Source organism: Phycicoccus sp. Soil803, from assembly GCF_001429685.1.
In the GTDB taxonomy this organism is placed as follows: domain Bacteria; phylum Actinomycetota; class Actinomycetes; order Actinomycetales; family Dermatophilaceae; genus Pedococcus.
In genome coordinates, this window is record NZ_LMST01000001.1 from 87,341 (window position 1) to 99,370 (window position 12,030).

Annotated in this window: 12 protein-coding genes; 3 read left to right on the forward strand and 9 right to left on the reverse strand. The window is 69.7% G+C overall.

Annotation, left to right across the window (positions count from 1 at the left end; translation table 11 throughout):
* From ASG95_RS00385 to dnaB, 8 genes are all read right to left on the reverse strand, one after another.
* A complete protein-coding gene (locus ASG95_RS00385) occupies positions 1-1,086 on the reverse strand; it encodes a LacI family DNA-binding transcriptional regulator (RefSeq protein WP_082592224.1) in 1,086 nt (361 codons plus the stop codon).
* Positions 1,083-2,018 carry a carbohydrate ABC transporter permease gene (locus ASG95_RS00390; protein ID WP_057376150.1) on the reverse strand — a complete coding sequence of 312 codons (936 nt, stop codon included), beginning with the start codon at positions 2,016-2,018 and terminating at the stop codon, positions 1,083-1,085. The genes ASG95_RS00385 and ASG95_RS00390 overlap by 4 nt, the downstream gene beginning before the upstream one ends.
* Positions 2,015-2,896, reverse strand: coding sequence for a carbohydrate ABC transporter permease (locus ASG95_RS00395; RefSeq protein WP_057376151.1), 882 nt, complete (start codon positions 2,894-2,896; stop codon positions 2,015-2,017). The genes ASG95_RS00390 and ASG95_RS00395 overlap by 4 nt, the downstream gene beginning before the upstream one ends.
* Before the next feature lie 54 nt (positions 2,897-2,950).
* The gene (locus ASG95_RS00400; RefSeq protein WP_057376152.1) at positions 2,951-4,282 is read right to left on the reverse strand and encodes an ABC transporter substrate-binding protein; all 1,332 of its coding nucleotides are present in this window, start codon (positions 4,280-4,282) and stop codon (positions 2,951-2,953) included.
* Complete coding sequence (locus tag ASG95_RS00405; RefSeq protein ID WP_082592225.1) at positions 4,279-5,892, reverse strand: glycoside hydrolase family 32 protein; 1,614 nt, start codon at positions 5,890-5,892, stop codon at positions 4,279-4,281. The genes ASG95_RS00400 and ASG95_RS00405 overlap by 4 nt, the downstream gene beginning before the upstream one ends.
* A gap of 231 nt (positions 5,893-6,123) precedes the next feature.
* Positions 6,124-6,324, reverse strand: a complete 201-nt coding sequence (locus ASG95_RS21685) for a hypothetical protein (RefSeq protein WP_057376153.1) — start codon at positions 6,322-6,324, stop codon at positions 6,124-6,126.
* Positions 6,321-7,034, reverse strand: coding sequence for a hypothetical protein (locus ASG95_RS00415; protein WP_157581661.1), 714 nt, complete (start codon positions 7,032-7,034; stop codon positions 6,321-6,323). The genes ASG95_RS21685 and ASG95_RS00415 overlap by 4 nt, the downstream gene beginning before the upstream one ends.
* 90 nt (positions 7,035-7,124) lie before the next feature.
* Entirely contained in the window at positions 7,125-8,489 is a 1,365-nt protein-coding gene (gene dnaB, locus ASG95_RS00420) for a replicative DNA helicase (RefSeq protein ID WP_056921779.1), read from the reverse strand.
* A gap of 418 nt (positions 8,490-8,907) precedes the next feature.
* Between dnaB and ASG95_RS00425 the strand changes: the two genes are divergently transcribed.
* The 3 genes from ASG95_RS00425 (at position 8,908) to ASG95_RS00435 (ending at position 11,602) form a co-directional block, all read left to right on the forward strand.
* Complete coding sequence (locus ASG95_RS00425; protein ID WP_056921413.1) at positions 8,908-9,180, forward strand: DUF2277 domain-containing protein; 273 nt, start codon at positions 8,908-8,910, stop codon at positions 9,178-9,180.
* 128 nt (positions 9,181-9,308) lie between these two features.
* The gene (locus ASG95_RS00430) at positions 9,309-10,097 is read left to right on the forward strand and encodes a hypothetical protein (RefSeq protein WP_057376154.1); all 789 of its coding nucleotides are present in this window, start codon (positions 9,309-9,311) and stop codon (positions 10,095-10,097) included.
* Between the two features lie 41 nt (positions 10,098-10,138).
* Entirely contained in the window at positions 10,139-11,602 is a 1,464-nt protein-coding gene (locus ASG95_RS00435; RefSeq protein ID WP_082592227.1) for a DHA2 family efflux MFS transporter permease subunit, read from the forward strand.
* A gap of 43 nt (positions 11,603-11,645) precedes the next feature.
* On the opposite strand, the gene ASG95_RS00440 is transcribed toward ASG95_RS00435, so the two are convergent.
* On the reverse strand, positions 11,646-11,975 hold the full coding sequence (locus ASG95_RS00440) for a hypothetical protein (protein WP_162259336.1): 330 nt from the start codon (positions 11,973-11,975) through the stop codon (positions 11,646-11,648).
* Positions 11,976-12,030 lie beyond the last annotated feature (55 nt).

The following is a 12,030-nucleotide window of genomic DNA, read 5'->3' on the forward strand; positions in this document are numbered from 1 at the left end:
TCAGGCTGTCCCCACCCGGGGCCGAGCCACCGACGAGCGACCGATCGGCGGGCAGGCCACCCGCAGCGGCCCCACGGCCGGGAAGTCCTCGACCCCCATGAGGACTCGGACGCCCTGCACCCCCAGCTCGTAGTGTGGGAGGGCGACGGTCGACAGGGGCGGCCGCAGGTGGGCCGCGATCACCTCCTGGTTGTCGAAACCGACCACCGACACGTCGTCCGGCACCGCCAGCCCGCGCTCGCGCAGCGCGTCGTAGACCCCCATCGCGACCCGGTCGTTGTGGCAGCACACCCCCGTGACCCCGAGGTCGGCCAGGCGCTGACCCGCGACGAACCCGCCCTCCTGGTCGGGAGCGGTGTCGATGACCAGCTCGTCGTCCACGTCGATGCCCGCCACAGCCATCGCCTCGCGGTGCCCGGCGATGCGCCCGCGCCGAGCCGGGGAGGGCGTCGTCGTGTTGAGGAACGCGATCCGCCGGTGTCCCTGTGCGAGGAGCAGCTCCGTCGCGGCGCGGCCACCGCCCACCTCGTCCGGCACGACCGCCCGGACGCCGTCGCTGGCGTAGCAGTTGACCAGGACGTGGTCCACCTCGCTCAGCCCGGCCGGAAGGGTGACCTCACGGTGGTACCAGGTCGAGAAGAGGATCCCCCTGACCTGGTGGGCCAGCATCATCCCCAACGCCTCGGCCTCGGCGTCGGCGTTGTCCTCGGTGTTGGCGATGAGCAGCGTGTAGCCGAGCCGCCAGGCCTCGTCCTGGGCGCCGCGGATGATCTGTCCGGCAAAGGGCGTCGTGGCGATCGAGTCGGCGACCAGCCCGATGAAGCTCGACTGCCCCTTCACGAGGTTGGCCGCCGTCGCGTTGGGCCGGTAGCCGAGTGCCGCCACCGCCTCGCGCACCCGGCGGCGCGCGTCGTCGCCGATCCGGGCCCCCACCTTGTTGTTGATGACGTGCGACACCGTGGTGGTGGAGACGCCGGCCAGCCGACTGACGTCGCGCAGCGTCACGCGCGCCGCGCCAGCCCGAGGGGGCGACGCGGCTGCCGTGCCATCGCTGGACGCCGCGGTGGCGCCTCGCCCTTCACTCATCCCTTGGTTGCTCCGCTCTCGAGTCCGTACATCATGGCGCGGTTGAGGACGAGGAACACCAGCAACAGCGGAGTCACCGTGACGCACACGGCCGCGAAGGTCGCTGTCCAGTCGGTCTTGCCCATCGCGCCGATGTAGTTCTGCAGCCCGAGCGGCACCGTCTTGAGCTCCTCCGACAGCACGAAGGTGTTGCCGAAGACGAAGTCGTTCCAGATGAAGATGCTGTTGATCATGACGACCGTGACGATCGTGTTGACCGACATGGGGAGCGTGATCCGGGCGAAGATCGCCGTCGGACCGGCCCCGTCGATCGAGGCGGCGTCGTAGATCTCCTGCGGGATGTACTGGAAGAAGGACATGAACAGGTAGAGCGACATCGGCAGCGAGAAGCCGGCGAGCGGGATGATCATCGACAGGTGGGTGTCCAGCAGGCCCACCTTCGCGTAGTCGACGAAGAGTGGGACGAGGGCGACCTGCACCGGGACGATGATGCCGACGAGGAACAGCGCGCGGACCACCCGGCTCCCGCGGAAGCCGAGGACCTGGATGGCGTAGGCGCCCATCATCCCGCACACCACGATGAGCGCCGAGGCGCCGAGCGTGACGACCAGGCTGTTGAGGATGTTGCGCCCGAGGTCGCCCTGCTCGAACGCCCGGGCGAAGTTGTCGAGCGTGAACGACTGAGGCAGGCCGAAGGCGCCGTGTGACGCGAAGTCGGCGTCGTCGCGAACGGCGGTCAGGAAGATCCAGACCAGCGGGTAGACCTGCACGACCAGCAACGCGCCGAGCAGCACCCTCGAGACGACCTGGGCCGGCCTGAGGGGACGGCGCCGTCGGGCGTGGACCCTGGACGGAGAACGGCGCGACGGAGGCACCTGTCCGCCGTGGGCCGGGGCCGGCTTGGGCAACGTGTCGGTGGGCGAGGAGGTCATCGCACGGCCTTCCGGTTGAGCAGCAGGTAGATGAGGCCGACCGCGACCAGGCACTCGAGGACGATGAAGACGGACATCGCACTGGCGTAGCCGTAGTTCGTGCTGGTGAAGGCGGTCTTGTACATGTAGGTCGTCACCAGCTCCGACGCCTGGCCGGGCCCGCCGTTGGTGAGCAGGTAGGGGATGTCGAACCCGCGCAGGGCGAAGGTGGTGGCCATGATCGTCGTCGTCACCCAGACCGGTCGGATGTACGGGAACCGGATCTTCGTGAAGACCTGCCACGCGTTCGCGCCGTCCAGGCGCGCAGCCTCCTCGAGCTCGCGCGGCACCGCCAGCAACGCGGCATACACGATGATCGTGTAGAGACCCACGAACCGCCAGCCTTCCGGTGCAGACACGGCCGCGAGGACGGTGTGCACGTCCGAGAGCCATGGGCGGCTCAGCGAGCCGAGGCCGAGGTCGTCGAGGACCCCGTTGAGCAACCCGACCGGGTCGTAGGAGTAGATCCGTTGGAAGAGTAGGCCGATCGCCACCGTCGAGATGACTGCGGGGAGCAGGTAGAGGACCTTGACGACCTCGCGGCCCCTGGTGATGGTCAGCAGCAGCGAGGCCACCAGGAGGGCTCCGCCGAGCTGCAGCACGAGGCAGACGGCCAGGTAGCCGAGCTGGTTGGTGAACGACGTCCAGAACGTCGGGTCGCCGCCGACCATGTGCCGGTAGTTCTCCAGCCCGACGAACTCCCGGTCGGTGATCCCGTCCCACGAGAAGAGCGACAGGTAGACCGACTGCACGATGGGCAGCAACACCGCGCCACCGAAGAGGAGCAGGGGCGGGAGCAGGAAGCCGACGACTGAGAGCCGGGAGCGGTAGGGAAGCACGGGGTCTCCTTCCGGGTCGGTGGGCCGGGAGCTCCCGGCCCACCGACTGCGGCCTTACTTGAAGTACTTCGGCGCGTTCTGGGCGAGTGTGGTGTCCATCGTGGAGATGAACTCCGCAGGAGTCACGTCACCCTGGACGAGCAGCACCAGCTCCTGCTGGAGGCGGGTGTTCGTGGTGGGGTCCAGCTGGGTGTCCCAGGGCATCGCCAGCTCGTCACCGACCTTCTCTGCCGTCGCGATCGCCTTGGAGTACAACGGAGTTGCGTTGGCCGGCAAGGTCACCTCGGTGGTGGTGGGGGCCAGCGCACCCGAGGCCGCGTACTGCTGCGGGTACTTCGTGAGGGCGAACTTGAGGAAGTCGCGCACCAGCGGGTCGTAGGTCTTGGTGTTGACCGCCATGCCGATTCCGGACGGGGCGACGTAGTCGTTGTCCGCGGTCTTGGCACCGGCGACCGTCGGCAGCGTGAAGAAGTCGACGTCGTTGCGCACCCCCGCGTCGAGCTTGTCGGTGGCGAGGCTGCCCAGCTCCCACGTGCCCATGTTGTAGATCGCCGCCTTGCCGGAGGTGAACAGGTTCTGGGCGTCGGTGTAGCCGACCGAGGAGAAGCCCTTCTGGAAGCACCCGGAGGTGCCGAGCTCGCCGAGCCACTTCGCCGCGGTGGCCCCTGCGGGGTCGCTGAACTTGGCCTCACCCTTCTTGAGCTTCCCGACGTATGCCGGTCCCTCGAGTCGGAACGGCTGGTAGGCCATCCAGCGCTCCAGGGGCCACTGCTCCTTGCCGGCCATCGCGATCGGCGTCACCCCCGTCTTGGCGAGCGCGGCGCACACGGCGGGGAAGTCGTCGAGCGTCTTGGGCACCTCGACACCGGCCTTGGCGAAGAGCGCCTTGTTGTACCAGAAGTACTCGGCGCCGTACTCGAACGGCAGGAGGTAGAGGGAGCCGTCGTCGAAGCGCTGGTAGGCCAGGGCCGAGGGGCGGTAGCTCTGGTCGAGACCGATGTCCTTGAGGAGCTTCTCGGCGTCGACCATCTGGCCCTGCTTGGCGAGCTTCTGGGCGTAGGGCGTGGCATCGGTGTCGAAGAACTCGGGGAGCTTCTTGGCCGCCGCCAGGGTCTCGAGCTTCTGGATGTAGGAGGGGCGATCTGGCGTCGTGATGAACTTCAGCGAGAAGCCCGGATGGGTGGCGGCGTACTCGTCGGCCAGGCCCTTCATCACGGTGATGACGGAGCCGTTGGCCGGACGGGACAGCAGCCACGAGATCTCTCGTGCTTTGATCGCCCCGGTGGGGTTGACGTCGCCCGGCGCGGCGCCGGTCGACCCCCCAGCACAGGCGGTCATGGCCAGCGCGGTGCCTACGGCAGCGGCCAGCAGCGAAACCTTCTTCATGGTGCACTCCTTCGTGCAGCGGACCCCGTGGCGCCGGGATCGGTCGTGGTCAAACGGGAGGGCAGAGCAGGTGCGTCGGGGAGCGCGGTGTCGTCGGTGGCGTACGAGTTGTCGGTGAGGGTGTGGCCCGGCAGACCGGGCTCGGCTGCGCGGGTGAGATCGGTGACCGGTGGGCGTTGGCTGAGGTTCGCCTCGACCACCTCGAGTCGTCCCTCGCCGACGAACACACCGAGGCGTCCGCGTCGGTGGTCGTAGAGGGGCGTGCTCAGGGTCACGGCGCCGTCGAGGGTGAAGACGGCGAGGTCGTCGTCGACCAGGGCTTCGAGGACGTGCCGACCCGGTGCCAGGTCGACCGGGCGCTCGAGCTCGAGGAACTGCGGGACATCGCCGGAGACCTGCCACTGCGCGGCTCCGGTCGACTTGCGGGGCCAGCGGTCGAGCACCATCCGTGAGGCGTGCGGCTCGAGCCGCAGCACGTAGCCGGTGTCGCCGTCCTCCGAACAGCGAAGCAGCAGGCCGAACTCCCGGGTGCCGGCCTCGACGTCGAGCACCACCCTGGTGTGGAACTGGCGCGGGGTGGCGTGCTCGGAGATGGTCGCGGCGTAGGAGTCGGGGGCCTCGAGGACACCCTTGGCCAGGCCGAGCTGGGCGGAGCGGTCCTCGCTGAAGCTGTCGACCAGCTCGGCCGGCGGACGCAGGGCCAGGGTGCCGTCCTCGCGCTGCAGCGCCTCCAGGGTCGAAAGGCTGCCGGCCCACTGCCAGGGACCATCATCGGTCTGCCCCTCGCGGCTGGCGATCCAGCCGAAGAAGAACCGGCGCCCGGCGCGCGCTGCGGATTTCGCGGCATACCAGGCTCGCCCGTCGAGGGTGTCGTGGGCGGGCACCTGCCACGGCCCCTCGGGGCTGCGGGCCATGCGGTAGCGGGTGACGAAGCGGTCGGAGAACTCGGAGTAGACGAGGTACCACCACTCCCCCCACTGGAAGACCTCTGGGCACTCGTGGGTGATGTAGCGACGCGGGTCCCAGAACGGCTCGGCCGCCGCCCAGGTCACGAGGTCGTCGGACACGCACCGAGCGACGACACCTCGACGTCGTTCGGGCCCGTCCTGGTGGCGGGCGGCGAGGAGCATGTGCCAGCGGCCATCCGGGTGGCGGAAGACGAACGGGTCGCGCCAGTCCGACGGCTGGTAGCCGGGCGTGGCGCCGAAGGTGTGCTCGGGGTGCTTGGTCCAGGTGGTCTGGCCGTCGTCGCTGGTGGCGTGGGCGACGAGTTGGAGCGGTAGTCCGTCGGCACCGAGGACGTCCGGGTTCTGGGCGGTGTAGAAGAGGTGGTGACGGCCCTGGTCGTCCTGGACGAGGCTGCCGGTGTAGCAGTTGTGGTCGGCGGCGTCCGGCTCGGTGCCGGTGGCCAGGGCCAGGCCGTGGTCGGTGAGGGTCACCAGGTCGCGGGTGGTGACGAGGTGCCAGGGCATTCCGGTGGGCGGGTCGGCGCGGCGCTCAAGGAGGTAGTAGAGCCAGAACTGGCCATCCTGCTCGAACGGGATGACGTCGCCCACCCAGGCGTCGCGCGGCCGGAAGAACACCGGCGCGGTCGTCGTCCCCAGTTCCATCGAGGTCCTCACTTCGTCGTGATCGGCGCCTTGGTTAAACGCTTGATCAGACCGTAGAGGCTGGGATGCGGCGTGGTCAAGCGTTTAACCAAACTTTCTCGGGACCATGGCCGACTCCCTCCGTCGACCCTCGTTACCCTCCCTTGGCAACGGCGTCGCCGGCTCTCGCCACTCCCGGGGGGCGCGCAGCGATGCGGGGTCAGGCCGCCTGGCGACCGGTGGAACGGTTGCTCACGCGGGCTCGGCCGCGAGCGAGTGCCGGTAGCGGACCTCGTCGAGACGGACGTCGCCGCACCAGTCGACCTTCGCCGCGCCGTCGGAGCGCCAGCCGTGATGCTCGTAGAACCGGCGAGCGCGCTGGTTCCCGTCGAGCACCCAGAGGGTCGCCTCTAGCCACGGGAAGCGATGCGTTCGCTGGTTCCGTCTGGTCATGGGCAGCTGGCGTCGTCGTTCGTCACCCGGCTGAGCGGGCGTCCGGTGTTGTCGAGGGTGGCCCTCAGCTGTTGCCCGCTGTCGGTGCGGACCTCGAAGGTCGTGTCGTCGACCCACACGAGGCTGTCGTTGGCGATGGCGGGGTCGTCGCGACTGATGCAGCCAGCGTCCCACCTGCGGGAGAGCAGGCCCGCGTTCTGGTGCACGGTCACGTCCCAGGTCGGCTCGATCGTGGAGGTGCCTTCGGTGACGACTGCGGTGAACCGACCGTCCGGCGAACGCACGCTCGACAGGTCTTCGGTGTTGGCCGACCACACCGTATGCACTCCGAAGGCGACCCACAGGAGCACGACGCCGACGAGGGTGCGCAGTCCCCAGCTGGGTTGACCCCGGCGCTCATCGAACGACGTCGCCATGTTCAGCAACGTGCAGATGGCCATGAACCACAACGCGGGCGGCAGGATCCGGTCCACCACGAAGTAGGTGTCCCCAGCGAAGAACACAAGGCTGGCCAGGGCGACGCACAGGCCGGACAGCGCGAAGAGCACGTAGTGTGTCCGGCGGCTCCACCGGCTGCGGTCCACGACCGGGGCCTCTTCGGGCTGGGACCACGACAACGGCTGCATCGGCGGGAAGCCGGCCCCAGTCGTCTGGGCAGGCTCCTCTCGATCAGTGCGGTCGACGGTCACGGGGACATTGTCGATGGTCACGAAGACGAGAGTCTCGCCTTTTGCCAGTTCCCCGCTGGTCGGCCGAGCCGGGCCGCGACGCGTTGGCCGCCCCGCGAATCGCCGAGGCGATCAGAAGCCGTCGCGGGCCATGTTCGCGAAGCGGGAGTAGTGGCCCTGGAAGGCCAGCACGATGTCCTTGGTCGGACCGTTACGGTGCTTGGCCACGATCACGTCGGCCTCACCCTCGCGACCCGGGTCGGCCTTGTCGCGGTGGAGCAGGATGACCATGTCCGCGTCTTGTTCGATCGAGCCCGATTCACGCAAATCCGACATCTGGGGCCGCTTGTCGGTGCGCTGCTCGGGACCACGGTTCAGCTGGCTGATCGCGATCACCGGGACCTCGAGCTCCTTGGCGAGCAGCTTGAGGGCACGCGAGAACTCCGAGACCTCCTGCTGGCGGGACTCGACCTTCTTGCCCGAGCTCATCAGCTGGAGGTAGTCGATCACCACCAGCTTGAGGTTGTGCTGCTGCTTGAGCCGCCGGCACTTGGCGCGGATCTCCATCAGCGACATGTTCGGTGAGTCGTCGATGAACAACGGCGAGTCGGTGATCTGCCCCATGATCCGCGCGAGCTTCTTCCAACCCGCGTCGCCGATGGTGCCCTTGCGCAGGTCCTGGAGCTGGATCTGGGCCTCGGCCGAGAGCACCCGCATGGTGATCTCGGAGCGGCTCATCTCGAGCGAGAAGACGGCGGTCGCCATCTTGTGCTTGATCGCCGCGGCCCGGGCGATGTCGAGCCCCATCGTCGACTTGCCGACGGCAGGCCTGGCCGCGAGGACGATCATCTGGCCGGGGTGCAGCCCGTGGGTCAGCTCGTCGAGCTCGATGAACCCGGTGGGCACCCCGATCATCTCGTCGGTGCGCCCGGCCGCCACCTCGATCTCGTTGAGGGTCTCCTCGAGGATGTCGCCGAGCACGTGGTAGTCCTCGCCGCCGCGCTTGTCGGCGACCGCGTAGACCTCGGCCTGCGCGGCGTTGACGATGTCCTCGACGTCGCCGTTGCCCTGCTGGTAGCCGAGCTGCACGATGCGCGTGCCGGCCTCGACCAGCCGGCGCAGCACGGCCCGCTCGCTGACGATCTCGGCGTAGTAGCCGGCGTTGGCGGCAGTGGGGACCGCCTGGATCAGGGTGTGCAGGTAGGCCTGGCCACCCACCCGCTGCAGGTCGCCCCGCTTGGACAGCTCGTCGGAGACGGTGATCGCGTCGGCAGGCTCACCCCTCCCGTAGAGGTCGAGGATCGCGTCGTAGATCAGCTCGTGGGCGGGCCGGTAGAAGTCGGTGCCGCGCAGGCCCTCGACGCAGTCGGCGATGGCGTCCTTGGAGAGGAGCATGCCGCCGAGAACGGACTGCTCGGCGTGCACGTCCTGCGGCGGAACCCGCTCGTCACTGGGTGGCGGACCATCGCCACCAGTGCCGAACGCGCTCGTGCTCAGCTCCGCAAGAGACACTCGGGCAACTCCCCTGTCACGAACTCACCGACGCCACCTGCGCCGCCTGACGGCCACCGGCGACGAACTCCACCTGTGTGATTCGAGTACACCAGTCGCCACCGACAAACCTCCGCCGACACGACCGGGACCCGTATTCGGCACAACGTATGGCGGCCGGACCCGCAGCTCAAACCAGCCCTGTGGAAAGGCTGGGGACAAGGTGTGCGCAACGCCCGGGTCCCTTGTGCACAGTCGGGGGATAACCCTGTGGATTTCGCGACGGTCCGTCCGACACACATGCCCTGACCTGCGGTTTCCTGATCCACCGGGTGTGGACCCAAGAAAATTTCGGGCGTGTCCACGCGCGTGGTCTTCCACATGACGCAGGACACACTCGACCTGTGCGACGTAGCCTGAGGCCATGTGCCGCAACATCCGCCAACTGCACAACTTCGAGCCGGCCGCCACCTCGGACGAGGTCCGCGCCGCCGCCCTCCAGTACGTCCGCAAGGTCAGCGGCAGCACCAAGCCGAGCGCTGCCAACCAGGCGGCGTTCGACGAGGCGGTGGCCGAGGTCGCCCACGCGACCCAGCACCTGCTCGACCACCTCACCACCAGCGCGCCGCCCAAGGACCGCGAGACCGAGGCCGCGAAGGCCCGCGCCCGCGCCCAGGCGCGCTACGGCGCGGCCTGAGCCGCGCGCAGCCGGCCCGAGCCACGCGGCATACCGATCGTGGGTATGCCGCGTGGCTGGCTCGTGCGGCGATGGCAGGGCTGTGGATATCCGCCAGGGCGTGACCGGTGCGCTGCCATCGTGGGGCGATGCACTCAGCCAGCACCGAAACACCCGGCAATGACTCACCCGGCCCCGCGACCGACCGCCGCCGCCCTCGCATCACCCACCTCGTCCTGGTCGACGGGTTGCCGGCCGACCACTGGGTGGAGGAGAGCGCTGACGTCGCGCCGCCCGTCCCTCCGCGCGCCGGGAGCGGCCGGGCCAGGCGGACCGCGGCGCTGATCACGGCGGCCGAGCAGCGCGACGCCGAGCTGCGCTGGCTGGAGGCGCTGGTTGGGGGGCGCGCGGCCCTGCTCGCCCTCGACGACGCACCCCTCGAGCCGCGCCCGATCACCGTGCCCGACCTGGGTCCGGAGCTCAACGCCCGGGCCCGGGCGGTCGCGGCGGAGTGCGACCGGCTCGCGGTCGAGGTCTTCGACGACGAGGAGCTGGGCACGGCGCTGCGACGCCTGTGGGAGGCGGTGCTCGTCACCGACCCGGGGATGCTCGCGCGGAGCAGCCGCGACGACACGGCCGTCGGCGCACTGGTGTGGGCCGGCGCCCAGGCCAACGGACTGCTCGGACGCGAGGGGCGCCTGCTCGCCCGCGACCTGTGGCCGCGGCTCGGGGTGCCCGCCTCGGCTGCCGGACGTGGGGGAGTCCTGCTCGACCGACTGGCCCCCGCAGCCGACCTGCCGGTCGCTCCCCCGGGGGCGCCACGACTGCGCCCGACGGGACGGCCGGAGGTCCTCCTCGCGCACACCCGTGCCCTCCTCGTCGCGCGTCGCGATGAGTTCTGGCCGCGACCCGGGTCAAACCCGATGAAGCCAGTTTGAGAAGGCCACCGCCAGAGCACCACACACACCGAGGACATCCCATGACTGACACCGTGAGCACCACCGAGGAGCGGCCCGCCGAGGTCGTAGCCGAGGTCAACGTCAACCTCGTGATGCGGATCCTGACGCTGTCGACGTTCGTGGTCATCCTCAACGAGACGATCATGGTCAACGCCATCCCGCGGCTGATGCGCGACTTCGCCGTCCCGGCGACGAGCGCCCAGTGGCTGTCGACCGCGTTCATGCTGACCATGGCCGTCGTCATCCCGGCCACCGGCTGGTTCCTCCAGCGGGTGACCACCCGCTCGGCCTACGCGCTGGCGATGGGCCTGTTCCTCACCGGCACCGCGGCCGCCACCCTGGCGCCGACGTTCACCGTCCTCCTCGTCGCCCGCGTCGTGCAGGCCAGTGGCACCGCCGTGATGATGCCCCTGCTGATGACCACCATGATGACGCTGGTGCCACCGGCTGAGCGCGGCAAGGTGATGGGCAACGTCACCCTCGTCATGTCGGTCGCGCCGGCGCTCGGGCCGGCCGTCTCCGGCCTGCTGCTCGAGCTCGGCTCCTGGCGGCTCATCTTCGCCGTCGTGCTGCCGATCGCGGGCGTCGTCGGCACCTTGGGGCTGCGCGAGCTGGTCAACATCGGCGCACCCACCAGCACCCGGATCGACCTGCCCAGCGTCGCACTGTCGGCGATCGGCTTCGGCGCCCTCGTCTACGGGCTCAGCGGACTCGGGGACGGGGCGCGCGCCACGCACAGCATCCCCCCGGCCGTGGTGACGGCGACCGGCGTCCTCGCCCTCGTCGCGTTCGTCCGCCGTCAGGTCGTCCTGCAGCGCGGCACCGGAGCCCTGCTCGACCTGCGGACCCTGACCTTCCGGCCGTTCGCCGTCTCGCTCGGCGTGATGTGCCTGGCCTTCATGGCGATGATGGGCGCGATGATCCTGCTGCCGCTCTACCTCCAGGACGTCCTGCACCTCAGCACGCTGGTGACCGGGCTCCTGCTGATGCCCGGCGGGCTCGTGATGGGGCTGCTCGGCCCGGTCGTCGGTCGCGCGTACGACCGGTTCGGCGCCCCGCGCCTCGTGGTCCCCGGTGCGGTCGTGATGGCGGCGACGCTCGCGCTCTTCACCCGCGTCGGCACCGACACCTCGCCCTGGCTGCTCCTGGTCAACTACGTCGCGCTGATGGCGTCGCTGGCCCTCATCTTCACCCCCGTCTTCACCTCGGGGCTCTCGGTCCTGCCGCCACACCTCTACGCCCACGGGAGCGCGGTCCTCGGGTCGCTCCAGCAGGTCGCCGCCGCAGCCGGCACGGCGATCGTCGTCAGCGTGATGGCCGGGCGGGCCGCGTCAGCCACCGTCAGCGGCGCCGCTCCCCTCGACGCGTTGAGCACCGGCGTGCGCTGGGGCTTCGGGGTGGGTGCGGTGCTGGCGCTGGGTGTCGTGGCCGTCTCCCTCGCCGTCCGCACGCACTCCACCGACAGCGCGCCGGCACAGCACTGACGTCCCAGCGATCCACCTGCTCGACGCCCTGACCGGAGCGCGGTCAGGGCGTCGACGTCGCTGTGGGGGTCGGCGTCGGGGTGGCCGCCTCCTGGGCGACCTCGCGGCAGCGGGTCTGCTGGTCCTGGTTCATCACGGTGAGCGGCACCTTCTGCTTCGCCGCCACCGCGCCCAGGAGGCGGCAGAGGTCCTCGACCTCCGCGGCGCTGGCCGGCCCCTCGGGGGTGCCCCAGCCGTTCTGCGACTGGAGCTGGTTCACCACCTGGTTGGCGATGCCCCCGTTGTCGACGTACTGGTCGTCGTCGTTGGCGGCACTGCACGACGCGAACAGGATCAGCACGAGGACGACGTTGACCCACGTGGGCATTCGCACGATGGGCGGCTTCGACGGCGGCTGGACTTGTTGCTGGCTCGGCTGCGACATGGAC

Coding starts and splice junctions, on each gene's coding strand:
- ASG95_RS00400 (WP_057376152.1), bottom strand. CDS start 4,282: ATGAAGAAGGTTTCGCTGCTGGCCGCTGCCGTAGGCACCGCGCTGGCC.
- ASG95_RS00425 (WP_056921413.1), top strand. CDS start 8,908: ATGTGCCGCAACATCCGCCAACTGCACAACTTCGAGCCGGCCGCCACC.
- ASG95_RS00430 (WP_057376154.1), top strand. CDS start 9,309: ATGCACTCAGCCAGCACCGAAACACCCGGCAATGACTCACCCGGCCCC.
- ASG95_RS00385 (WP_082592224.1), bottom strand. CDS start 1,086: ATGAGTGAAGGGCGAGGCGCCACCGCGGCGTCCAGCGATGGCACGGCA.
- ASG95_RS00405 (WP_082592225.1), bottom strand. CDS start 5,892: ATGGAACTGGGGACGACGACCGCGCCGGTGTTCTTCCGGCCGCGCGAC.
- ASG95_RS00390 (WP_057376150.1), bottom strand. CDS start 2,018: ATGACCTCCTCGCCCACCGACACGTTGCCCAAGCCGGCCCCGGCCCAC.
- ASG95_RS21685 (WP_057376153.1), bottom strand. CDS start 6,324: ATGACCAGACGGAACCAGCGAACGCATCGCTTCCCGTGGCTAGAGGCG.
- ASG95_RS00435 (WP_082592227.1), top strand. CDS start 10,139: ATGACTGACACCGTGAGCACCACCGAGGAGCGGCCCGCCGAGGTCGTA.